The sequence below is a fragment of the Coralloluteibacterium stylophorae genome (assembly GCF_018122625.2).
GTDB classification, from domain to species: domain Bacteria; phylum Pseudomonadota; class Gammaproteobacteria; order Xanthomonadales; family Xanthomonadaceae; genus Coralloluteibacterium; species Coralloluteibacterium stylophorae.
This window is the reverse complement of record NZ_JAGQFT020000012.1, coordinates 64,562-86,312: the sequence shown is the minus strand read 5'-3', so window position 1 is coordinate 86,312 and position 21,751 is coordinate 64,562. Positions and strand designations below refer to the sequence as shown.

Sequence of the window (21,751 nt, the reverse complement as noted above, 5' to 3'; positions counted from 1 at the left end):
CTCGGGAGCATAGCCGCCGCAACTCGAATGGATTCGTGATGCATCAGCCATCCCGCGCCTGCCTGCTGCTGGTCGAGGACGACCCGGTAAGCCGCCGCTTCCTTGTCCAGGCGCTGAAGACGCTGCCCGCCGAGGTCGACGCCGCGCCCGACGCCGCCGGCGCGCGAGCCGCGGCGGAACGCCAGTACGCACTGTGGCTGATCGACGCCAACCTGCCCGACGGCGACGGCGAGTCGCTGCTGGCGGAGCTGCGGACGCGGTGGCCGGCCACGCCCGCGCTGGCGCTGACCGCGGATCCCCTGCCCACGCGGGCCGAGCGGCTGCGCGCGGCCGGCTTCGCGCGGGTCCTGCCGAAACCGATCGCGGTGGAGGCACTGCATGCCGCGGTGCGGACCTGTCTCGGCGCCGGTGCGGTCTGGGACGAGACGGGTGCCCTGGCCGTCGCGGGCGGACGCGCCGACACGGTGCGCGCCCTGCGCGCGCTGTTCCTCGCGGAACTGCCCGCGCAGGCGGCGGACGTCTCGCGGAGGCTGGAGGAGGACGATGTCGCCGGCGCCTGTGCACAGCTGCACAGGCTCACATCCGGCTGCGGCTTCGTCGGCGCCAGCCGCCTGCGGGCGGCGGTGCGGACGCTCGGCGCAGCACCGGGCGATGCCGCGGCACGCGCCGCGTTCGCCGCGGCCGTGGCCGACACCCTCGCCGCCGCCGGGGAGCCGGCGTCGGCGGCGGCCGGCTAGGGTCCGTCGGGTGCCGGGCCCGGCGGCAGCAGCCGCGCGAACTCCCCGGGCATGCCCCAGGATTTCAGTCCGCGCGGGCCGAGATGGTGCGCGATGACCTCGCGCAACGCGTCGCGCAGCGCACGCAGCCCGGCGGCATCGGGCTCGCGGTCGGCAGCCAGCGCCAGCAGCGCCGTGCCGGGCACCGAACGCACCACCGGTCGCGGTTCGCGGACCGGTCCCTGCTCCGGGTCCAGGCGGTAGCGCGCCTGCGGGTCGACGGCGAGCCCGGCGGCGTCCTCGGTCAGCGGCAGGCCGTAACCCAGCGCGTCGAGCAGGTCGCGCTCGAAGCGGCGCAGGCTCCAGGCCAGGCGCACGTGCGGGTCCGACAGCGCCGCCAGCGTGGTTGCGAACAGGTCGAAGACGTCCGGCACCGCGTCGTTGCGCGGGGCCAGGCGCAGCACCAGCTCGCTCAGGTAGAAGCCGGCCAGCAGCGCCTCGCCCGCGGGCGCCGGCAGCGGCGCGACGGGTTCGGCGCGGGCGAGCGTGGCGAGTTCGCCCTTCTGCGCGTAGTCGAGCAGGACCGCCTGCAGCGGCTGCAGCGCCGCGCGCAGCGGCTGGCGCTTCGCGCCGCGCACGCCGCGCGCGATCAGGCCGACGCGGCCGTGGTCGCGGGTCAGCGCCTCCACCAGCAGGCTGGTCTCGCGGTACGCCGTGGCGTGGAGGATGAAGGCGGGCTGGGCTTCGACGCGCATGGGCACGGGATGGGGCGCGACCGGAAGGCTTCGAGCGACGCCGCCGAACCGGCGGGCGAGTCCGATCGCGGCCGAAGCCGCTCCTAGGGGTTCGGCGGGGTGCCGGCGAAGGCCGCCATGACCTCGGCGCCGGTCATGGTCCGGGTCTCGTCGGCGAAGCGGTAGTAGCCGGGCTTGCTGTCGATGAAGATCGGCGTGGTGAAGCGCAGGCCCTCCGGCTCGTCGAGCGCGCCGACCGGAACGAAATGGCCGCCGCCCTCGCGCATGCGGAAGAACAGGTGCGTGCCGCAGCGGGCGCAGAAGCCGCGCTGCGCCCAGTCCGAGGAGTCGTACACGGTGACGTGCTCGACGCCCTCGATCTCCAGCGCGGTGCCGCAGTCGACCGCCATCAGCGGCCCGCCCGACCAACGCCGGCACATGGCGCAGTGGCAGGCGTCGACGTGCAGCGAGACCTGCGGCGCCACCAGGCGCACGGCGCCGCAGAGGCAGCCGCCGGTGGCGCGGACGACCTCCGCCGCGCTCACTCCGCGTAGCCGAACTGCTTGAGCGCGGCTTCGTCGTCGGACCAGCCCTCGCGCACCCGGCACCAGGTCTCGAGGAAGACCTTGCGCCCGAACAGGTGCTCCATCGCCCGCCGCGCGCTGCTGCCGATCTCGCGCAGGCGCTCGCCGCCCTTGCCGATCACGATCGGCTTCTGCCCGTCGCGCTCGACCCAGATCACCGCGCCGATGCGCAGCAGGTTGCCGTCCTCCTCGAAGCGCTCGATCTCGACGGTCGTCGAGTACGGCACCTCCTCGCCCAGGCGCAGCATGAGCTGCTCGCGGACCAGCTCGCCGGCCAGGAAGCGCTCGCTGCGGTCGGTGATCTCGTCCTCACCGTAGAGCGGCGGCGACTCCGGAAGCTGCGCCAGCACGCTGGCCACCAGTGGCCGCAGTCCGTCCTGGCGGCGCGCGGCGATCGGGTGCACCGCGGCGAATTCGCGGCCGCCGGTCACCTTGGCGATGAAGGGCAGCAGGCTGCCCTTCTCCTTGACCTTGTCGGTCTTGTTGATCACCAGCACGCAGGGCACGCGGGCCTCGGCGAGCACCTGGTAGGCGGCCTCGTCCTCCTCGCGCCACTGGCCGGCCTCGATCACCAGCATCGCCGCCTGGACCTCGGCCAGCGCGCCGCGCGCGGCGCGGTTCATGTAGCGGTTCATCGCCCGCCTGCTGTCGCTGTGCAGGCCGGGCGTGTCGACCAGCAGGATCTGGCCGTCCTGGAAGGTCGCGATGCCCAGCAGGCGGTGCCGCGTCGTCTGCGGACGCGGCGAGACGATGCTGACCTTGGCCCCGACCAGGGCGTTGACGAGGGTGGACTTGCCGACGTTGGGACGGCCGACGACGGCGACGAGGCCCGCGCGGTGCGGGGGGAGTTCGGGAAGACTGTTCACCGGCCGATTCTATCCCGCGAGCGGGCCTTGCGCGGTCGCCGGATCGGTGCGGAGGCCAGCCACGACTGCCGCGGCGCGCGCCCGCGCCGGTGGATGCGGGCGCTCAGCTCCCGGCGCCGGCGCCGGATTTCCTGCGGCCCTCGTGACGCGCCAGCAGGACCGCGGCGGCGGCCTGCTCGGCGGCACGGCGCGAGCTGCCCTGGCCCGGCGCGCTGTCCGGCGGGTCGGCGAGTTCGCACAGCACGTGGAAGACCTTGTCGTGCTCGTCGCCGACCGCGTCGACCAGCGAGTACACCGGCAGCGGCCTGCCGCGGCCCTGCAGCCATTCCTGCAGGCGGGTCTTGGCGTCCTTCTCCACCTTTCCCACCACCAGCTCGGCCAGCAGCGGCGCGTACCAGTCGAGCACGACCCGGCGGCAGGTGTCGAACCCGGCGTCGAGGTAGATCGCGGCGATGATCGCCTCCAGCGCGTCGGCGAGGATCGAGTCGCGGCGGTGCCCGCCGCTCTTCATCTCCCCCGGGCCCAGCGCGAGCCGGGCGCCGACGTCCATCCCGCGCGCCAGCGTCGCCAGGGTCGCCTCGCGGACCAGCTGCGCGCGCGCGCGGGTCATCGCGCCCTCGTCGGCCCTGGGCCAGCGCGCGAACAGCGCCTCGGCGATGATCATGTTGAGCAACGCGTCGCCGAGGAACTCGAGCCGCTCGTTGTGCCGGCCCGCCGCGCTGCGATGGGTCAGCGCCTGCTCGATCAGGCCCGCATCGGAAAACGCATGGCCGAAACTGGTGCGCGGGTCGCTCAATCCACCTGCCCGCCGCGCACGAGGTCGACGGTCTTGTCGAAGCTCGCGATGAAATCGAGGTTGTAGATCAGCGGCCGCCGCACCTCGTACTTGATGTTGAGGCTGTAGCCGTTGCCGCTGCGCACGATCTTGATGTTCTGCGGCTTGACGCTGTCGACGTAGGAGATGTCGAAGCGGCGCGCCAGCAGGTCGCGGATCCGTGCCGGATCCATGCTCGCCGCACCCGGCTCGTTGGCGACGCCCTTCATCGCCGAGACCACCGAGTAGTACTCGGAGTAGACCGGAAACAGGCGCATGCCGACGTAGGCGAAGAAGCCCACGACGACCAGCACGATGAGGAACCCCAGCAGCGTCAGGCCGCGTTCTTTCCTGGACATGTCTTGCTCTCCCCTGCGGACCGGATGCGTCGCTTGCGCACGGTCCTTGAAGTCGTTTCCGGCCGCCCTCGCGGGCGGCGCCCCATCGTCGCGGTCCGCCCCCCACGCGGGCCCGGCGCCGTTCAGCGAATCGTATCCCCGATCCGCGACGCATCAAATCCTTCCGAGCAGAACCAGCCCTTGCAGTTGAGCCAGATGAAGAAGGCCTTGCCGACCAGGTTCTCCTCGGGCACGAAGCCCCAGACGCGGCTGTCCTCGCTGTTGTCGCGGTTGTCGCCCATCGCGAAGTAGTGCCCAGCCGGCACCGTCCAGGTGCCGACCAGACGCGGATCGCTGTACCGGTAGATCTGCAGGCTGCGATGGCTGTGGTCGCCGAGGGTCACCCGGTTGACCAGCGCGCCGGCCATGTCGCGGCTGGCGCCGGCGCCCTCGTAGGGCCCGATCGGCTGCGTCGTCACCGGCTTGCCGTTCACGCTCAGGGTGTGGTCCTCGGCGAAGGAGACGGTGTCGCCGGGCAGGCCGACCACGCGCTTGATGTAGTCGACCCCCTTGGTCGGGTCGTTCGGGCCGTTGCCGGGGAAGCGGAACACCACCACGTCGCCGCGCTCGGGCTCGCCGAGCTCGACCACCTTCTGCTTGCTCACCGGCAGCCGCAGGCCGTAGGCGAACTTGTTGACCAGGATGAAATCGCCGGTCAGCAGCGTCGGCATCATCGAGTTCGAGGGGATCCGGAACGGCTCGGCGATGAAACTGCGCAGTATCAGCACCGCGAAGATCACCGGGAACAGCGAGCGCGAATATTCCACGATCGCCGGCTCCGCCGCCTCGCCGCCGCGCGCGCGCCGGCGCCTGCGCAGCACCAGCGCATCCAGCAGCCACACCACGCCGGTGACCACCGAAAGCAGCACCAGCGCATTCTCGAACCAGGCCATCGCCATTCCTTGTTGAAACCGTTGCCGGGATGTCCGCAGCCGCCGCCGTCGGTGCCGGAGGCACCGCGGAACGGAGACCTGCGGACTACTTGTTGTCCACCGTGAGCACGGCGAGGAAGGCTTCCTGCGGGATCTCCACGCGGCCGACCTGCTTCATGCGCTTCTTGCCTTCCTTCTGCTTCTCGAGAAGCTTCTTCTTGCGCGAGATGTCGCCGCCGTAGCACTTGGCCAGCACGTTCTTGCGCAGCGCCTTGACCGTGGTGCGGGCGATGACCTGGGAGCCGATCGCGGCCTGGATGGCGACGTCGAACTGCTGGCGCGGGATCAGCTCCTTCATGCGCTCGGTCAGGTCGCGCCCGCGGCGGTCGGCCAGCGAGCGGTGGGTGATGATCGACAGCGCGTCGACCTTGTCGCCGTTGATCAGCGTGTCCACGCGCACGAACGGACCGGCGTCGAAGCGCAGGAAGTGGTAGTCCAGCGAGGCGTAGCCGCGGCTGACCGACTTCAGGCGGTCGAAGAAATCCAGCACCACCTCGGCCATCGGCAGCTCGTAGCTGATCTGCACCTGGCTGGCGAGGTACTGGATGTTGGTCTGGACGCCGCGCTTCTCCTCGCACAGCTTGATCACCGCACCGACGTACTCGTCGGGGGTGAGGATGTTGGCCTGGATGATCGGCTCGCGGACTTCCTCGACCTTGTTCGGCGGCGGCAGCTTGGCCGGGTTGTCCAGCGGCATCGTCTCGCCGTCGGTGAGCAGCACCTCGTAGATCACCGTCGGCGCGGTGGTGATCAGGTTGAGGTTGTACTCCCGCTCCAGGCGCTCCTGCACGATCTCCATGTGCAGCATGCCGAGGAAGCCGCAGCGGAAGCCGAAGCCCATAGCCTCGGAGCTCTCCGGCTCGAAGCGCAGCGCCGCGTCGTTGAGGCGCAGCTTCTCCAGCGCCTCGCGCAGGTCCGGATAGTCCTCGGCATCGACCGGGAACAGGCCGGCGAACACGCGCGGCTGCATCTCCTGGAAGCCGGGCAGCGCGGTCGGCGCCGGATCGGCGGCGAGCGTCAGGGTGTCGCCGACCGGCGCGCCGTGCACGTCCTTGATCGACGCGTTGATCCAGCCGACCTCGCCGGCGCGCAGCGCCCGGGTCTTGGTCCGCTTCGGGGTGAAGATGCCGACGTCGTCGACCTGGTGGGTGCGGCCGGTCGACATCACCTGGATCTTGTCGCCGTCCTTGATCTCGCCCTGCATCACGCGGACGAGCATGACCACGCCCAGGTAGTTGTCGAACCAGGAGTCGATGATCAGCGCCTGCAGCTTGTCGGTGTCGCGCGGCGCCGGCGGCGGGATGCGCTTGACGATCGCCTCGAGCACCTCGCGCACGTTGAGGCCGGTCTTGGCGCTCACTGCCACCGCGTCGGCGGCGTCGATGCCGATCACCGCCTCGATCTCGGCCTTGACCCGGTCGACGTCGGCGGTCGGCAGGTCGATCTTGTTGAGCACCGGCACCACCTCGAGCCCCTGCTCGACCGCGGTGTAGCAGTTGGCGACCGACTGCGCCTCGACGCCCTGCGCCGCGTCGACCACCAGCAGCGCGCCCTCGCAGGCGGCGAGCGAGCGGCTGACCTCATAGGAGAAGTCGACGTGGCCGGGGGTGTCGATGAAGTTGAGGTGGTAGGTCTCGCCATCCAGCGCCGTGTACGGCAGCGAGACCGACTGCGCCTTGATGGTGATGCCGCGCTCGCGCTCGATCGGATTGTTGTCGAGCACCTGCGCTTCCATCTCGCGCTCGGTCAGGCCTCCGCACAGCTGGATGATGCGGTCGGCCAGCGTCGACTTGCCATGGTCGACGTGGGCGATGATGGAGAAGTTGCGGATGTTCCGCATCGAATCAGGGGGCATGGGGACCGCGGGCGCCGTTCAGGGTGAAAAACGCGGCATTGTCGCATGCCGCCGGAGCGCCTCCAACGGCGACGGCGCCCTCCCGGACGCGACAGCGCCCGGGAGGCCTCCGGCTCAGTGCCCGGCCGGGGTGACGGTGACGAACTGCGAGCGGCCGCCGCGCTGCAGCAGCAGCATCACCGGTTCGTCGCCGTCCGCGTCCCCGACCGCCGCCTCGAAGTCGGCCTTGCTGCGGATGGTTTCGCGCCCCACCCGGGTCACGATGTCGCCGCGGCGGATGTCGGTGCGCTGCGCCACGCGGGGCTCGACGCGCACCACCACGACGCCCTCGTCGCCCTCGATGCCGAGCTGGGCGCGCTCCTGCGCGCTCAGGTCCTGCACCACCACGCCCAGCGGGTTCGACTGCGAGGCGCCTCCCGCTCGCCGCGAGGCGGAGGCCACGGCGTCGCCGCCGACGGCGTCCAGCACCGCGGTGAGCGTGCGCTCGCGGCCGGCGCGGATCACCTCCACCTCGACGCGGCTGCCCGGCGCGACCGCGCCGACCAGCGGCGGCAGCTCGCTCCAGCGCACGACCTCCTGGCCGTCGAAGCCGACGATGACGTCCTGCACCTCGATGCCGGCCTTGTCGGCCGCGCTGCCCGGCTCGACCTGAACCACCAGCGCGCCGCGCGGCAGCTCGAGGTCGAGGGCGCTGGCGGTGGCCTGGTCGATGTCCTGCACCTGCACGCCGAGCTGGCCGCGCGAGACGGTGCCGGTGTCCTTGATCTGCTGCACGGCGTTCATGGCGACGTCGATCGGGATCGCGAAGCTCACGCCCATCCACCCGCCGGAGTTGGAGAAGATCTGCGAGTTGATGCCCACCACCTCGCCGCTGGTGTTGAGCAGCGGACCGCCGGAATTGCCGCGGTTGATCGCCACGTCGGACTGGATGAAGGGCACGTACTGCTGGTCGGGCGCGTAGGGATTGCTGCGCCCGGTCGCGCTGACGATGCCCGCGGTGACCGAGTGGTCGAAGCCGAAGGGCGAGCCGATCGCGATCACCCACTGGCCCGGCTGCAGCGCCTGCGAGCGACCGGTCTTGAGCACCGGCAGGCCGCTCGCCTTGACCTTGAGCAGGGCGATGTCGGACTGCGGGTCGCTGCCGATCAGCTCGGCGCTGAGTTCGCGGCGGTCGTTCAGGCGCACGGTGATGTCGTCGGCGCCGTCGACCACGTGGTGGTTGGTGAGCACGTAGCCGTCGGCGGAGATGATGAAGCCCGATCCCAGCGAGGTGCCGCCGCGGCTGGGCGGCGTGGGCATGCCGGGGCCGAAGAAGCGACGGAAGAACTCGGGCATCTCCTCGTCGTCGTAGCCGCCGCGCGACATCGCCGACGGATTCTGGGTCGCCTCGATGTTGACCACCGCCGGAGCGGCGTCGCGCACCAGCGGTGAGAAATCGGGCAGGTTCACCGTCGCGGCGCTGGCCGCGGCGGCGAACAGGAACAGCACACAGGCGAACGAAAAACGCCGGATCGCAGTCATGGAGTGTCGCTTCCTCGTACGAAGAATGATCGGGCCGCGCGGCAGCAGGCGCGGCGGTGCTTGGAGTCACCGCGGCGCGGAGAGTTCCGCTCCGCGCGGGCTCAGGGCTGCGCGGCGCCGTCCTCGGCCTCGCCGACGGCGGGCTGCTGCCAGCGCGGGGGCAGCAGGAAGGCCGCGTGCAGCGGGTCGTTGCCGAGCGCGGCCGCGGGCCAGGGCCGGGACGGGGCATCGCCCACGGCCACCGGCAGCAGCTCCGAGCCGGGCAGCGGCGACATCGCCGGGCGCACCGGATTCAGCGGGTTGACCAGCGGCCGCATGCCGTCGGCCGCCGCGGAACCGGCGATCGCGGCATCGAAGCCGCCTGCCGGAGCCTCGCTCTCGCCCAGCGGACGCACCACGAACACCGCGGCCGCCGCGACCGATGCCGCCAGGACCGCGCCGACGCCCCAGTGCCGCAACCCGCGGCCGCGGCCGCGGCCGACTGAAAGCGGCGCGTTGGCCTCCTCGATCGCTGCCATCACCCGCGCCGAGAAGTCCGCCGGCAGCGCACGCTGCGGGTCGCGACGCAGGGCCGCACCGGCGATGTGCCAGCGCTCCCAGCGCCGCAGGAGCGCCTGCTCGCGCTTCATGCGCCGCAGCAGGAAACGCGACTCGTCGTTGCCGAGCTCGCCGTCGGCGAGTACCGAAAGCTGTTCTTCGACCGTGATCATGCGGGTGCTGCTCATGTATTCAGGGAAAGTGGAAATCCGGAACGATCCGCCGCTTCAGTCCGCGCCGATGCCGCCGTCGACGAGCGGCCGCAGGCGCGCGTCGATCGCCTCCCGCGCCCGGAAGATGCGCGAACGCACGGTGCCGATCGGGCACCCCATCGCCTGCGCGATCTCCTCGTAGCTGAGGCCGTCGACCTCGCGCAGGTTGATCGCCTCGCGGAGCTCGTCGGGCAGCGCGGCGACGGTGTCGGCGACCACGCGCTCGATTTCCTGCCGCTGCAGCTCGTGCTCCGGGGTGTCGGTGACGCGCAGGCGGTCGCCGGACTCGAAGTTGACCGCGTCGCCGGCGTCGATGTCCTCGGCCGGCGGCCGGCGGTTGCTGCTGACCAGGTGGTTCTTGGCGGTGTTGACCGCGATCTTGTACAGCCAGGTGTAGAACTGGCTGTCGCCGCGGAAGTTCCCCAGCGCGCGATAGGCGCGGATGAAGGTGTCCTGCGCCACGTCCTGGGCTTCGCTCCAGTCGTGCACGTAGCGCCCGACGAGCGCGACGATGCGGTGCTGGTACTTGCGCACCAGGAGATCGAACGCGGTGTTGTCGCCCGCCTGGACTCGTTGCACCAGCACATGATCGGTATCGGTTGCGGTCTCGTTCTCGCCCATCCGGGCCGGCACTCCTCGAGCGACGGCCGACGGCCGTGTGGATTGACACCGCGGTGCGGCAAAAAGTTCACGCCGTATGACGCACGACCCGCGCACGGTGGCCGACTCCACGTGCGCAGTGCGTCGAGCGGCGGCCGGAAGCGGCGTTGACCGCGCCGAAGCGCAGCCGGGATGATACGGGCTTTCCCCCATACTCCGACGGATGGAAGACGCTATGTTCGACGGCCTCCGCTTCTCGCACTGGCAGCCGCAGCTGCGCCCCGACGGCATCGTCGAGCTGGTGCTCGACCGCGCCGACATGGGCGTCAATGCGCTCGCCCAGGCCGTGCTCGACGAGCTCCAGCTGCTCATCGAGCGCATCGCGATCGAGAAACCCAAGGGCGTGATCGTCCGCTCCGGCAAGGCGGCCGGGTTCGTGGTCGGCGCCGACGTGCGCGAGTTCCAGGGGTTCGAGGAGAAGGGCACCACCTACGACGCCATCCGGCGCGGGCAGATGGTGTTCCAGAAGCTCGCCGAGCTGCCCTGCCCGACCGTCGCCGCCATCCACGGCCACTGCATGGGTGGTGGCACCGAGATGGCGCTGGCCTGCCGCTACCGGGTGGCCTCGGGCGACGAGTCGACCCGGATCGGCCTGCCCGAGACCAAGCTCGGCATCTATCCGGCGTGGGGCGGCAGCGTGCGCCTGCCGCGCCTGGTCGGCGCGCCGGCGGCGATGGACATGATGCTGACCGGGCGCGCGCTGTCGGCCAAGGCCGCGCGCAACATCGGCCTGGTCGACAAGGTGGTCGAGGCGCCGATGCTGGTGGAAGCCGCCGTGGCGCTGATCCGGCGCGGCACCCAGCGGCCGCTCAAGCAGCGCTTCCTGGCCGACGTCACCAACAGCTGGCCGGTGCGGCAGGCGCTGGCGCCGATGCTGGTCAAGCAGGTCGCGCGCAAGGCGCCGAAGGCGCACTACCCGGCACCGTATGCGCTGATCGAGACCTGGCGGCGCAGCGGCGGCACCACCGACCAGTTGCTCAAGGCGGAGGCGAAGTCGGTGACCAAGCTCGCCGGCACGCCGGCGGCGCGCAACCTGATCCGCGTGTTCTTCCTGCAGGAGCGGCTCAAGGGCCTGGGCGGCAGGGAGCACGGCATCGAGCACGTGCACGTGGTCGGTGCCGGCGTCATGGGCGGCGACATCGCCGCCTGGTGCGCGCTCAAGGGCTTCGCGGTGACCCTGCAGGACCGCGAGATGCAGTACGTGCAGCCCGCGCTCGACCGCGCCGGGAAGCTGTACGAGCGGAAGGTCAAGAACGACGCCAGGCGCGCGGAGACCCGTGCGCGCCTGCAGGCCGACGTCGAGGGCCAGGGCGTGGCGCGCGCCGACCTGGTGATCGAGGCGATCACCGAGAGGAAGGACGCCAAGCAGGCGATCTACGCCAAGGTCGAGGAGACGCTCAAGGCCGACGCGCTGCTGGTGTCCAACACCTCGTCGCTGCCACTGGACGACCTGCGCGAACCGCTGGCCGATCCGGCCCGCTTCGCCGGCCTGCACTACTTCAATCCGGTCTCGCTGATGCCGCTGGTGGAGATCGTCCGCCACGAGCGCATGGCCGAGACCACGGAAAAGCGCCTTGCCGCGTTCTGCCGCGCGATCGGGAAGCTGCCGGTGCCGGTGGCCGGCACGCCGGGGTTCCTGGTCAACCGCATCCTGGTGCCCTACATGATGGAGGCCGCGCGCGCCTACGGCGAAGGCATCCCGGGCCCGGTGATCGACCGCGCGGCCAAGAAGTTCGGCATGCCGATGGGGCCGATCGAGCTGATCGACACGGTGGGACTCGACGTGGCCGCCAGCGTCGGCGAGGTGCTCGCGCCCTTCCTCGGCCTGGAGATCCCGGCCGGCTTCGAGCAGAAGCTCGCCGCCAGGCAGCGCGGGCGCAAGGACGGCCAGGGCTTCTACACCTGGGAGGACGGCAAGGCGCAGAAGCCCGAGGTGCCGAAGGACTACCAGGCGCCGGACGACCTGGAAGACCGCCTGATCCTGCCGCTGCTCAACGAGGCGGTCGCCTGCCTGCACGACGGCGTGGTCGCGGATGCCGACCTGCTCGATGCCGGCGTCGTCTTCGGCACCGGCTTCGCGCCGTTCCGCGGCGGCCCGATCCAGCACATCCGCAGCGTCGGCGCGGACAAGCTCGAGGCGCGCCTCGGGCAGCTCGCCGCCCGCTACGGCGACCGCTTCCGGCCGCGGCCCGGCTGGGACGCGCTCTGACCGGCGCCCCGATCGGCTGCAGCAACGAAGAACGGGCGCCACCGGCGCCCGTTCTTCGTTACCGCCTCCAGCGCCAACGACGTCAGCGCGTCAGCGTCTCGGTCCTCTCGATGCGGCCGTCGACCAGCAGCACCCGCAGCGGCAGGCGGCCGCCGCCGCGCTCGTAGATCCACTCCTCGCGGCGCAGGGGGACGTGGGTCGCGGTGCCGTCGGCGGTACGGGTCACCGTCTCGCCGTAGAGCGGGGTGCGCTGGACCGGCTCCCCGCAGCGCGCGAGCAGGACCGCCTCGTCGATGCCGCGGGTGAAGCTCGCGTCGCCGCAGGCCTGCCCCGCGCCGCCGGTGCCGTGCGCCAGCGCCTCGACCCGGGTCAGGCGATTGTCGACGAAGGTCAGTCGGTCGACCATGCCGCCGGCGCCGCGATCGTAGATCCATTCCTCGATGCGGCGCTCGCGGCGGGTCTCGCTCGGGCCCCACTCGTTGCGGACCTCGAGTTCGCTGCGGTTGACGATCGTGGCCGGCTCGCCGCAGGCGCGGCGGACCTCGTAGGCGTCCTGCCCGGCGCTCACCGCGCGATTGCCGCAGCGCAGGCTCTGGGCATCGGCCGGCACCGCCACGCACGCCAACGCGATGCCGGACAGCAACAGCGACATCCTTTTTCCGATCATTGCCTTCCTCCCTGGTGACCTGCGGCGAGCGTAGCCGCCGCAGGGCTCCGGAAGAAGCGGGCGCACGACGACGCTCAGCCGCGCGTCAGCGGGCGCAGCCGGCCAGGCTCAAGGTCTGCCCGGGACGGATCGGGTACGGCGCCTTCAGGCCGTTGGCGCGGCCGAGTGCGGCGGCACTGGCGCAGCCATGCCGGCCGGCGATGCCGCCGAGGGTGTCGCCGCGCTTGACCGTGTAGCGCTGCACGGCCGCGGGCCGCGACGCCGCCACCTCGGGCATCGACGCGCTGGCGAGATCGCGGGCCATGGCCGCGCGCGCACCGTCGAGGCAACCGCCGCGGTACAGGCGCGCCATCCGCGGCGGCACCCGCAGCCAGGTACCGGCGGCCAGCGGAGTGGAGGTCTGGTAGCGCGGGTTGAGGTTGCGCAGCACGCGGAACCAGCCGTCCTGGTTGCCGCTGTCGCCGAGGCAGATCGCCAGCTCGTTGACGGTGGTCGCGCGCTCGAGCTGCAGTTGCACGAGTTCACCACGGTCGATCTCGGGAAAGTGCAGGCCGTACTCCTCCGCATGCAGGAACAGCCACGCCGCGGCCATCACGAAGGGCACGTAGTCCCGCGTCTCCTTCGGCAGCTGCGAGAACACCTCGGTATCCCAGAAGGTCTTGCCCGGGTGCGCGCGCGAAATCCGGCCGATGCGGCCTTCGCCGCCGTTGTAGGCGGCCAGCGCGAGCTCGAGGTTGCCGTTGAGCTCGGCGAACCGCTCCTCCAGGTAGGCGACGTTGGCGCGGGCGGCGAGCTGCGGATCGAAGCGGGTGTCGAACGCGGGATCGGTGCCGAGCCCGAAGCGGCGGCCGGTGGCCGGCATGAACTGCAGCGGCCCGGCGGCGCCGGCACGGCTGACCGCATGCACGCGGCCGCCGGACTCCTTGGCCAGGATGCCGAACAGCAGCGCCTCCGGCAGCCCGGCGCGCTCGTACTCCGGCCACATCAGCTGGCGCATGTACTGGTAGTTGACCCAGGCGTCGATCAGCTGCGGCCGCATCCAGGTCAGCCATTCGGTCATCGCCGCCTTCATCGGCGCGTTGAGGGTGACCATCTCGCGCAGGTCGCGGCCCTTGAGCAGGGCCACGGTCTCGCCCGCCGCGGGTACCGCCGCCACCACCGGCGATTCGCCGGCGGTGCGGGTCTCGTCCTCCGGGACCACGAACTCCTCGCCGCCCTGCCCTTCGGCCTCGTGCGCGAGCAGGGCGTCGTAGACGCCGACCACGCGCTCGCCGCCGCAGCCGGGCGTCCGCTGGCAGCGCGTCGCCGCATCCAGCAGCGCGCGCCGCGCGGCCGTCACCGCATCGCCGGCCTCGCTGCCGGCCGCCGCCGCGGCCAACGCGTCGCGATACGCCCCGGCGGCGGCGTCCAGCTCCCGGTGCAGGCCGTCGGCCGCCGCGTCCGGCGTGCGTTCACCGCCGCCGCTGGCACAGGCGGCCAGCAGCACGACCGAGGACAACCACCACTTGCGCATACCGCGTTCCGCACCGAAGGGCCGCGCAGCCTATCCAGTGCCCGGAACGCGGGCAACCGCGGCCGCGGCCGTGATTCATCCGCCGCGCGGTCGCGACCGTCGGCACGGATCCGGAGGCCCGGAGTCGGCGCGGCAGGCATGCGCGCGCCGCGGGGGCCCTCGCCGCCTGCAGCAGCGATGGACGAGGACGTCCAGCGCCTCCAGCAGCGCTGGTCATCCACGGACACGTGGCGCGCATCGGCGCGTGGACCGGCAGGATCGGCATGCCTTTCCCTCCGAGCATGCCTCTCCCGGCGCGAAGTCGCCCGGCACGGGCGGCGCGCGGGGCTATGATCGCCGCCCCCTCGATCCGGCCCACCGACATGTCCCGCTGGCGCCCGCCCGCTCCCGGCTCCACCGCGATCATCACCCGCACCGGCTTCGAGCGCCTGCGTGCCGAACTCGACCAGCTGTGGAAGGAAAAGCGTCCCGAGGTGGTGCGTGCGCTGTCGGCCGCGGCGGCCGAGGGCGACCGCTCCGAGAACGCGGAGTACATCTACCGCAAGAAGCAGCTCGCCGAGATCGACCGCCGCGTGCGCTACCTGTCCAGGCGGCTGCCGTCGCTGCGCGTGGCCGGGGCCGGTCCCACCGACCGCGCCGCCGTGTTCTTCGGCGCCTGGGTCGAGGTCGAGGACACCGCCAGCGGCGACAGTGCGCGCTACCGCATCGTCGGCCCCGACGAGACCGACGCGCGCCTCGGCCTGATCAGCATCGATGCGCCGCTGGCCCGGGCCCTGCTCGGCAAGCGGCCCGACGACGAAGTCGACGTGGTGCTGCCGGCGGGCCAGGTGCGCTACGCGGTGGTCGCGGTGGAGTACCCGCAGGACTGAGTCGGCGGCTCGACCTCATGCACACGCCGCGCGCGGTTCCCTGTGCCGACGTCGAACCACTCCGAGGACGCATGGCAACGGACGGACACGACGTCGACCTCCTGGTCGTCGGCGGTGGCATCAATGGCGTCGGCATCGCGCGCGACGCCGTCGGACGCGGCCTGTCGGTCCTGCTGTGCGAGCAGGACGACCTGGCCGGACATACCTCCAGCGCCAGCACCAAGCTGATCCACGGCGGGCTGCGCTACCTCGAGCAGTACGAGTTCTCGCTGGTCGGCAAGGCGCTGACCGAGCGCGAGGTGCTGCTGCGCGCGGCGCCGCACATCATCTGGCCGCTGCGCTTCGTGCTGCCGCACGAACCGCACCTGCGCCCGGCCTGGATGATCCGCGTCGGCATGTGGCTGTACGACCGCCTGGGCCAGGCCGGCGACCGCCGCCTGCTGCCGCGCTCGGACACCGTGCATTTCCCCAGCCACGCCGCCGGCGCCGCGCTGAAGCCGCACATCCGCCGCGCCTTCGTCTACTCCGACGCCTGGACGCAGGACGCGCGGATGGTGGTGCTCAACGCGATGGACGCGCGTGCGCGCGGCGCCACCGTCCGCACCCGCACCCGCTGCGTGCGCGCCGCGCGGCAGGCCGGCCATTGGCAGGTCGAACTGCGCGACCGCGACGGCAACCCGACGACGGTGCGGGCGCGGGCGCTGGCCAATGCCGCGGGTCCCTGGGCCGGGCGCTTCCTCGACGAGGTCGCGCATGTCAGGCATCCGCACCAGGTGCACCTGGTCAAGGGCAGCCACATCGTGGTGCCGCGCCTGTTCGACCACGGCTTCGCCTACATCTTCCAGCAGCCGGACCGGCGCATCGTCTTCGCCATCCCCTACGAGCGCGACTACACCCTGGTCGGCACCACCGACGTGGAGTACGACGGCGACCCGGCGCGGGTGGCGATCGACGACGACGAACGCCGCTACCTCTGCGACGCCGCCAACCGCTACTTCCGCCAGCAGATCGGCACCGGCGACATCGTCTGGGCCTACAGCGGCGTGCGCCCACTGCTCGGCGACGATGCCTCCAGCGCCTCGGAGGCCACCCGCGACTACCGCATCGAGCTCGACCACGACGACGGCGCGCCCCTGCTCAACGTGTTCGGCGGCAAGCTCACCACCTACCGCAAGCTGGGCGAGGAAGCGGTCGACCGCCTCGCGCCCCTGCTCGGCTGCGAGGCCGGCCCCTGGACCGGCGACGACGCGCCGCTGCCCGGGGGCGACATGCCCGACGCCGACTTCGACCGCTTCCACCGCGGCTTCCGCGAGCGTTTCGCCTGGTTGCCGGAGGACTTCGCGCTGCGCCTGGCGCGCAACTACGGCACCCTCGCCGGGCGCGTGCTCGACGGCGCGCGCAGCCTCGACGACCTCGGCCAGCATTTCGGCGCCGACCTCTATGCCGCGGAAGTGGACTATCTCGTCCGCGAGGAGTGGGCGCATACCGCCGAGGACATCCTGTGGCGGCGCTCCAAGCTCGGCCTGCGCCTCGATCAGCAGGGCGTCGCTGCGCTCGAGGCCCACCTCGCCCGCGCCGCGGCGCCCGCCTGAGCGCGCCGCCCCGCAGAAGGAGACCCGATGGACAAGCGCTACATCCTCGCGATCGACCAGGGCACCACCAGCTCGCGCGCGATCCTCATCGACCACGACGGCAACGTCGCCGGCACCGCGCAGCGCGAGTTCACCCAGCTGTTCCCGAAGCCTGGCTGGGTCGAGCACAACCCGCGCGAGATCCTGTCGAGCGTACTCACCACGGCGACCGAGGTGCTGACGCGCAGCGACGTCGACGCGGCCGAGATCGCCGCCATCGGCATCACCAACCAGCGCGAGACCACCGTGGTCTGGGACCGCCACACCGGCCAGCCGGTGCACAACGCGGTGGTATGGCAGTCGCGCCAGTCGCAGGAGGTCTGCAACGCGCTGCGCGCGGCCGGCCACGACACGCTGTTCCGCGAGCGCTCGGGCCTGCTGATCGACCCCTACTTCGCCGGCACCAAGCTCAAGTGGATCCTCGACAACGTCGAGGGCGCGCGCGAACGCGCCGAGCGCGGCGACCTGCTGTTCGGCACCATCGACAGCTGGCTGATCTGGAACCTCTCCGACGACCGTACCCACGTCACCGACGTCACCAACGCCGGGCGCACGCTGATGTACGACATCCACCGGCGGCAGTGGGACGACGAGCTGCTCGCCATCCTCGGCGTGCCGCGCTCGATGCTGCCGCGGGTGTGCGAGTCCAGCGAGGTCTATGCGCACACCGCCGGGCGCCACTTCTACGGGCAGAAGGTGCCGATCGCGGGCATCGCCGGCGACCAGCAGGCGGCCCTGTTCGGGCAGGCCTGCTACACCCCCGGCATGGCCAAGAATACCTACGGCACCGGCTGCTTCGTGCTGATGCATACCGGCGAGGAGGCGGTGCGCTCGGAGAACGGCCTGCTCACGACGATCGCCTGGAGCGTCGGCGGCAGGGTCGAGTACGCGCTGGAAGGCAGCATCTTCGTCGCCGGCTCGGCGATCCAGTGGCTGCGCGACGGCCTGCGCATGTTCGGCAAGGCCAGCGACTCGCAGGCCTACGCCGAACGCGTGGCCTCGACCGAAGGGGTCTACCTGGTCCCGGCCTTCGTCGGGCTGGGCGCGCCCTACTGGGAGAGCGACGTGCGTGGCGCGATGTTCGGCCTGACCCGCGGCACCAGCAAGGAACACTTCGTGCGCGCGGCGATCGAGGCCATGGCCTACCAGACCCGCGACGTGCTCGCCGCGATGCAGGCCGACTCCGGCATCGAGCTCAAGACCCTGCGCGCCGACGGCGGCGCCATCGCCAACGATTTCCTGGCCCAGTTCCAGGCCGACGTCCTCGGCGCCACGGTGCAGCGCCCGAAGGTCGGCGAGACCACGGCGCTGGGTGCGGCCTACCTCGCGGGACTCGCGGTCGGATTCTGGGCCGACCGCGACGAGATCGCCTCGAAGTGGGAGGTCGATGCAAACTTCGAGCCGCGCATGGACGAAACCGACCGCGAGGCCCGCTATGCCGGCTGGCAGCGCGCGGTACAGGCCACCCTCGCCTTCCGCGTCTGACCCAGGGCGACACCGGACACCGTAGGAGCGGCTTCGGCCGCGACCGCCACCGCGAACCGCGCCCCTACTCCCAGGCCATCTCGAACCAGGCCTCCAGCGTCTCCCCGGGCGCGAGCACGCGCGCGCCCAGGGTGGGCCCGTCCGGCGGCCCGCTCTGCGGCTCCACGCAGGTGGTCTGCGCGCGCTCGTCGAAGACCACCCAGTGCGTGCAGTCCGAGCTCAGGCGCAGACGGCGCCCGCCGCGATGCAGGACCACGGGCTCGTCGTTGAGGAAGCAGTCGTCCCAGGGCCCGGGCGTCGGCGTCACGGTGGGACGCACGGCGATGCCCTCGGCATCCCGGGGATACATGGCGCCGGGCCTGAATTCGAGCCGCTCCGGCTTGAGGAACCAGGGGTGCCAGCCGAGCACGACCGGCATCCGCACCGCGCCGGCGGTGACCGCGAGCCTCATGCGCAGGCGGTCGCCATCGATCCCGAAGTGCTGTCGCGCGACGCCGCCGAACGGCCAGCGCCGGTCCTCGGGCAACGCGAGCGACAGCACTGCCGAGGACGCATCGCGCGCCTCCACCCGCCACGGCAGCGCGAAGCCGACGCCGTGGATCGCATGCGCGCCGAGGTTGGCCTGCAGCCGGTGCGCCGCGCCGTCGAGATCGAAGGCGGCGTTCCGGATGCGGCCCGCCCACGGCAGCATCGGATAGCAGCCCCAGGCGATCGTCGCCTCGTTGCCGGGCCCATGCCCGAGCAACTGCTCGAGGCCCGCGTGGCGGATCTGCGCGATGCGGCCGCCGGCCTCCGGCGCGATCTCCACCTCGAGCGCGCCGCCCGCGATGACGAAGGTGGGGCCGGGCGCGAACGGTGCGAGCGCGCCGTCGCCCTGGGCGCCGGCCTCAGGCGCCATACGGGTCGATCACCCGGATCCTGCCGTCGGCATCGTGCTCGAGCGGCGTGACCTTGACCGAGCGCAGATGGGTGACGCCGCCCGAGAGCAGGCTGTCGTGATAGAACAGGTACCACCTGCCCTCGAACTCGCAGATCGAGTGGTGGGTGGTCCAGCCGACCACCGGCTCGAGGATCGTGCCCTGGTGCACGAAGGGGCCGTAGGGGCTGTCGCCGGTCGCGTAGCACAGCAGGTGGGTGTCGCCGGTCGAATACGACAGGTAGTACCTGCCGCCGTAGCGGTGCAGCCACGGGCCCTCGAAATATCGCCGCGCGGTGTCGTCCGCGCGCAGCGGCCGCCCCTCCCCGTCGAGGATCAGGATCTCGCGCGGCGGCTCGGCGAACTGCCGCATGTCCTGCGCAAGGCGCGCGACCCGCGGCCCCAGCGCGGGCTCCGCGCCGACCGGCTCCTCGTGCGACGGGTCGTAGACGTTGTCGCGGTACTTCTGCAGCTGGCCGCCCCAGATGCCGCCGAAGTAGAGGTAATGGCTGCCGTCGGCATCGGCGAACACCGCCGGATCGATGGAATGGCTCCAGGCCATCGGCTCCGGCTCGGCCACGAACGGCCCCTCCGGCCTGTCGCCGACGGCGACGCCGATGCGGAACAGCTCGTCCGGGCCCTTCGCCGGAAAGTAGAGGTAGTAGCGGCCGTCGCGCGCGGCCGCGGTCGGCGCCCACATCTGCCGCGCCGCCCACGGCACGTCGCGCACGTGCAGCACGACGCCGCAGTCGACGGCCTCGCCCTCCGGCGAATCCATGCGCAGGACGTGGTAGTCCTCCATGCCGAAGTGGTCGCCGTTGTCGTTGAAGGCGACGCTGGCCTCGATGTCGTGCGAGGCGTACACCCAGACGCGGTCCTCGAACACGTGCGCCGAGGGATCGGCGGTGTAGATGTGGGTGACCAGCGGTTGCGAGATGGCGCGCGCGGCGAGCGCCCGCAGCTGGTCGGCTTCCGTTGCGTCGAACATGGCGGCTACGCGCTCCCGGTTCCGTCGAAGGTCATTGCGCCGCACCCGCCTGCAGCCGACGCGCGCCCAGTTCGCGCTCGATGCGCGTCTCCATGGACTTGTCGATCTCGTACAGGAACAGCAGGGCGACGCAGAGCAGGAATGGAATCGAGGCGTACACGCTCATCGCCAGGCGGATGCCGTGCACGGCCTCCGGCGCCTGCACCGGTGCATCGGTGGCGTAGCCGTAGGCGGCCAGGATCGCGGCGACCAGGGCACCGCCGATGCTGAGGCCGATCTTCAGCCCGCACAGCATCGCCGAGAAGATGATCGCGGTGGCGCGCCGGTTGTTGCGGAGCTCGGAGTAGTCGGCGACATCCGCGATCATCGCCCACAGCAGCGGTACGGTGATGCCGTAGAAGAAGCCATGCAGGATCTGCGCGCCGAACACCAGCCCGATCGCGCCCGGCGGGTACAGGTAGAACGACAGCTGGAACAGCGTCGCCAGCAGCAGCGCGCCGCCGAACACGTCGCGCTTGCCGAAGCGGTCGGCCAGCCCGCGCGAGAAGCCGATGCCGACGATCATGAAGATGATGCCGCCGGCGTTGAACAGGCTGAAGGCCGACGTCGGCGCGTCCTCTGGCCAGCGGAAGCCGGCCAGGCCCATCCCGCCGAGCGCGCCGTTGAGGCCCGCGATCAGGGCGTTGAAGCCGATCCCGTCCAGGAACCCGGCGAGGTCCGCCTCGTCCAGGTAGTACTGGAAATAGTAGATGTACATGCCGCCCTTCAGCGCCAGGGCGACGAAGACCAGCACCGTGCCGGTGAGCATCACCAGCCAGGGCCGGTTGCGCACCAGGTCGGCGAGGTCCTGGCGCACGCTCGACTCCTGCTCCGGGGTCGGCACCACGCGCTCGCGGGTGGTGAAGAAGGTCACCAGGAAGAACACGGTGCCGACCACCGCGAACAGCGCCATCGCGTTGCGGAAGCCTTCCACGCGATCGCCGTCGCCCAGGATCAGCACCAGCGGCAGCAGCAGCACCTGGATGATGAACTGCGCGATCATCACGGCCACGAAGCGGTAGGCCGACAGGCTGTTGCGCTGGGTCATGTTGCCGGTGAGCACGCCGCTGAGCGCCGCATACGGCAGGTTGTTCGCGGCGTAGCACAGCACCAGCAGGGTGTAGGTCGCCAGGGCGTAGATCACCTTGCCCTGGGGACCGAGACCGGGGGTGCTGAAGGCCAGCAGCGAGAGCACGCCGAAGGGCACCGCCGTCCACAGGATCCACGGCCGGAACTTGCCCCAGCGCGTGCGCGTGCGGTCGGCCGCCAGGCCGATCAGCGGCGTGAACACGAACGCGCCGAGCAGGCCCACCACGAAGATGATCGTCGCCGCGGTGCCCGGGGGGATGCGGTAGACGTCGGTGTAGAAGAACGCCAGGAAGGTGATCAGCGTCTGGAAGATCAGGTTGGCGGCGAGATCCCCGAGGCTGTAGCCGACCTTCTCGGTGACCGACAGCGGTCGCTCCGCATCATGCATGGTGGGCGGATCCTCGCATTAGCCGTTGCGGGGTCGCGGCGCCCTGCGGCACCGCGACCGGGAATGGAAAAAAGAGGCCGGCCCGGCTTCGGAGCGCCGGGACGGCCAGGAGGGAACTGGTGCGGCCG

Annotated in this window: 20 protein-coding genes; 5 read left to right on the top strand and 15 right to left on the bottom strand. The window is 71.5% G+C overall.

Features of this window, described 5'->3' with window-relative positions:
- Positions 1-38: 38 nt before the first annotated feature.
- Positions 39-737, top strand: a complete 699-nt coding sequence (locus KB893_RS15870) for an Hpt domain-containing response regulator (protein ID WP_211926358.1) — start codon at positions 39-41, stop codon at positions 735-737.
- On the opposite strand, the gene recO is transcribed toward KB893_RS15870, so the two are convergent.
- The 10 genes from recO to rpoE all read right to left on the bottom strand — a co-directional run bounded on the left by recO (position 734) and on the right by rpoE (position 9,790).
- Complete coding sequence (recO, locus tag KB893_RS15865; protein ID WP_211926357.1) at positions 734-1,471, bottom strand: DNA repair protein RecO; 738 nt, start codon at positions 1,469-1,471, stop codon at positions 734-736. The two genes, KB893_RS15870 and recO, sit on opposite strands and share 4 nt — an antisense overlap.
- An 83-nt stretch (positions 1,472-1,554) precedes the next feature.
- The gene (locus KB893_RS15860) at positions 1,555-1,995 is read right to left on the bottom strand and encodes a GFA family protein (protein ID WP_211926356.1); all 441 of its coding nucleotides are present in this window, start codon (positions 1,993-1,995) and stop codon (positions 1,555-1,557) included.
- Complete coding sequence (era, locus tag KB893_RS15855) at positions 1,992-2,900, bottom strand: GTPase Era (RefSeq protein ID WP_211926355.1); 909 nt, start codon at positions 2,898-2,900, stop codon at positions 1,992-1,994. Before era ends, KB893_RS15860 begins: the two co-directional genes overlap by 4 nt.
- Positions 2,901-3,003: 103 nt before the next feature.
- Complete coding sequence (gene rnc / locus KB893_RS15850) at positions 3,004-3,696, bottom strand: ribonuclease III (RefSeq protein WP_211926354.1); 693 nt, start codon at positions 3,694-3,696, stop codon at positions 3,004-3,006.
- Positions 3,693-4,073 carry a DUF4845 domain-containing protein gene (locus KB893_RS15845; RefSeq protein ID WP_211926353.1) on the bottom strand — a complete coding sequence of 127 codons (381 nt, stop codon included), beginning with the start codon at positions 4,071-4,073 and terminating at the stop codon, positions 3,693-3,695. Before KB893_RS15845 ends, rnc begins: the two co-directional genes overlap by 4 nt.
- Before the next feature lie 122 nt (positions 4,074-4,195).
- Positions 4,196-5,005 (bottom strand): signal peptidase I, encoded by an 810-nt coding sequence (gene lepB, locus KB893_RS15840; protein WP_211926352.1) that lies wholly within the window; start codon positions 5,003-5,005, stop codon positions 4,196-4,198.
- Positions 5,006-5,090: 85 nt separating this feature from the next.
- Positions 5,091-6,884, bottom strand: a complete 1,794-nt coding sequence (gene lepA / locus KB893_RS15835; protein ID WP_213173883.1) for a translation elongation factor 4 — start codon at positions 6,882-6,884, stop codon at positions 5,091-5,093.
- 129 nt (positions 6,885-7,013) lie between these two features.
- Entirely contained in the window at positions 7,014-8,420 is a 1,407-nt protein-coding gene (locus KB893_RS15830) for a DegQ family serine endoprotease (protein WP_213173876.1), read from the bottom strand.
- A gap of 101 nt (positions 8,421-8,521) precedes the next feature.
- The gene (locus KB893_RS15825; RefSeq protein ID WP_213173875.1) at positions 8,522-9,130 is read right to left on the bottom strand and encodes a sigma-E factor negative regulatory protein; all 609 of its coding nucleotides are present in this window, start codon (positions 9,128-9,130) and stop codon (positions 8,522-8,524) included.
- A gap of 54 nt (positions 9,131-9,184) precedes the next feature.
- Positions 9,185-9,790: an RNA polymerase sigma factor RpoE gene (gene rpoE, locus KB893_RS15820; RefSeq protein ID WP_211927475.1), complete on the bottom strand. Its 606-nt coding sequence runs from the start codon at positions 9,788-9,790 to the stop codon at positions 9,185-9,187.
- Between the two features lie 214 nt (positions 9,791-10,004).
- Here rpoE and KB893_RS15815 point away from each other — a divergent pair, with 214 nt between their 5' ends.
- A complete protein-coding gene (locus KB893_RS15815) occupies positions 10,005-12,038 on the top strand; it encodes a 3-hydroxyacyl-CoA dehydrogenase NAD-binding domain-containing protein (protein WP_211927476.1) in 2,034 nt (677 codons plus the stop codon).
- Positions 12,039-12,120: 82 nt separating this feature from the next.
- On the opposite strand, the gene KB893_RS15810 is transcribed toward KB893_RS15815, so the two are convergent.
- Together KB893_RS15810 and KB893_RS15805 are read right to left on the bottom strand one after the other, a co-directional pair.
- Positions 12,121-12,690, bottom strand: coding sequence for a DUF2845 domain-containing protein (locus KB893_RS15810; protein WP_211927477.1), 570 nt, complete (start codon positions 12,688-12,690; stop codon positions 12,121-12,123).
- A 100-nt stretch (positions 12,691-12,790) separates the two neighbouring features.
- Positions 12,791-14,218 (bottom strand): lytic transglycosylase domain-containing protein, encoded by a 1,428-nt coding sequence (locus KB893_RS15805; protein WP_211927478.1) that lies wholly within the window; start codon positions 14,216-14,218, stop codon positions 12,791-12,793.
- 362 nt (positions 14,219-14,580) lie between these two features.
- Between KB893_RS15805 and greB the strand changes: the two genes are divergently transcribed.
- The 3 genes from greB (at position 14,581) to glpK (ending at position 18,203) form a co-directional block, all read left to right on the top strand.
- Positions 14,581-15,087: a transcription elongation factor GreB gene (greB, locus tag KB893_RS15800; protein ID WP_211927479.1), complete on the top strand. Its 507-nt coding sequence runs from the start codon at positions 14,581-14,583 to the stop codon at positions 15,085-15,087.
- Positions 15,088-15,158: 71 nt separating this feature from the next.
- A complete protein-coding gene (gene glpD / locus KB893_RS15795; RefSeq protein WP_213173874.1) occupies positions 15,159-16,679 on the top strand; it encodes a glycerol-3-phosphate dehydrogenase in 1,521 nt (506 codons plus the stop codon).
- A 27-nt stretch (positions 16,680-16,706) separates the two neighbouring features.
- The gene (gene glpK / locus KB893_RS15790; protein ID WP_211925778.1) at positions 16,707-18,203 is read left to right on the top strand and encodes a glycerol kinase GlpK; all 1,497 of its coding nucleotides are present in this window, start codon (positions 16,707-16,709) and stop codon (positions 18,201-18,203) included.
- 64 nt (positions 18,204-18,267) lie between these two features.
- On the opposite strand, the gene KB893_RS15785 is transcribed toward glpK, so the two are convergent.
- From KB893_RS15785 to KB893_RS15775, 3 genes are read right to left on the bottom strand one after another with little or no spacing between them, the layout of a single operon-like run.
- The gene (locus tag KB893_RS15785; RefSeq protein ID WP_211925777.1) at positions 18,268-19,101 is read right to left on the bottom strand and encodes an aldose epimerase family protein; all 834 of its coding nucleotides are present in this window, start codon (positions 19,099-19,101) and stop codon (positions 18,268-18,270) included.
- Entirely contained in the window at positions 19,091-20,107 is a 1,017-nt protein-coding gene (locus KB893_RS15780) for a glycoside hydrolase family 43 protein (protein ID WP_211925776.1), read from the bottom strand. Before KB893_RS15780 ends, KB893_RS15785 begins: the two co-directional genes overlap by 11 nt.
- Before the next feature lie 31 nt (positions 20,108-20,138).
- Positions 20,139-21,623 carry an MFS transporter gene (locus KB893_RS15775; protein WP_211925775.1) on the bottom strand — a complete coding sequence of 495 codons (1,485 nt, stop codon included), beginning with the start codon at positions 21,621-21,623 and terminating at the stop codon, positions 20,139-20,141.
- Positions 21,624-21,751: the final 128 nt, after the last annotated feature.

Coding starts and splice junctions, on each gene's coding strand:
- KB893_RS15870 (WP_211926358.1), top strand. CDS start 39: ATGCATCAGCCATCCCGCGCCTGCCTGCTGCTGGTCGAGGACGACCCG.
- recO (WP_211926357.1), bottom strand. CDS start 1,471: ATGCGCGTCGAAGCCCAGCCCGCCTTCATCCTCCACGCCACGGCGTAC.
- KB893_RS15845 (WP_211926353.1), bottom strand. CDS start 4,073: ATGTCCAGGAAAGAACGCGGCCTGACGCTGCTGGGGTTCCTCATCGTG.
- lepB (WP_211926352.1), bottom strand. CDS start 5,005: ATGGCCTGGTTCGAGAATGCGCTGGTGCTGCTTTCGGTGGTCACCGGC.
- lepA (WP_213173883.1), bottom strand. CDS start 6,884: ATGCGGAACATCCGCAACTTCTCCATCATCGCCCACGTCGACCATGGC.
- KB893_RS15830 (WP_213173876.1), bottom strand. CDS start 8,420: ATGACTGCGATCCGGCGTTTTTCGTTCGCCTGTGTGCTGTTCCTGTTC.
- KB893_RS15825 (WP_213173875.1), bottom strand. CDS start 9,130: ATGATCACGGTCGAAGAACAGCTTTCGGTACTCGCCGACGGCGAGCTC.
- rpoE (WP_211927475.1), bottom strand. CDS start 9,790: ATGGGCGAGAACGAGACCGCAACCGATACCGATCATGTGCTGGTGCAA.
- KB893_RS15815 (WP_211927476.1), top strand. CDS start 10,005: ATGTTCGACGGCCTCCGCTTCTCGCACTGGCAGCCGCAGCTGCGCCCC.
- KB893_RS15810 (WP_211927477.1), bottom strand. CDS start 12,690: ATGTCGCTGTTGCTGTCCGGCATCGCGTTGGCGTGCGTGGCGGTGCCG.
- KB893_RS15805 (WP_211927478.1), bottom strand. CDS start 14,218: ATGCGCAAGTGGTGGTTGTCCTCGGTCGTGCTGCTGGCCGCCTGTGCC.
- greB (WP_211927479.1), top strand. CDS start 14,581: ATGTCCCGCTGGCGCCCGCCCGCTCCCGGCTCCACCGCGATCATCACC.
- glpD (WP_213173874.1), top strand. CDS start 15,159: ATGGCAACGGACGGACACGACGTCGACCTCCTGGTCGTCGGCGGTGGC.
- glpK (WP_211925778.1), top strand. CDS start 16,707: ATGGACAAGCGCTACATCCTCGCGATCGACCAGGGCACCACCAGCTCG.
- KB893_RS15785 (WP_211925777.1), bottom strand. CDS start 19,101: ATGGCGCCTGAGGCCGGCGCCCAGGGCGACGGCGCGCTCGCACCGTTC.
- KB893_RS15780 (WP_211925776.1), bottom strand. CDS start 20,107: ATGTTCGACGCAACGGAAGCCGACCAGCTGCGGGCGCTCGCCGCGCGC.
- KB893_RS15775 (WP_211925775.1), bottom strand. CDS start 21,623: ATGCATGATGCGGAGCGACCGCTGTCGGTCACCGAGAAGGTCGGCTAC.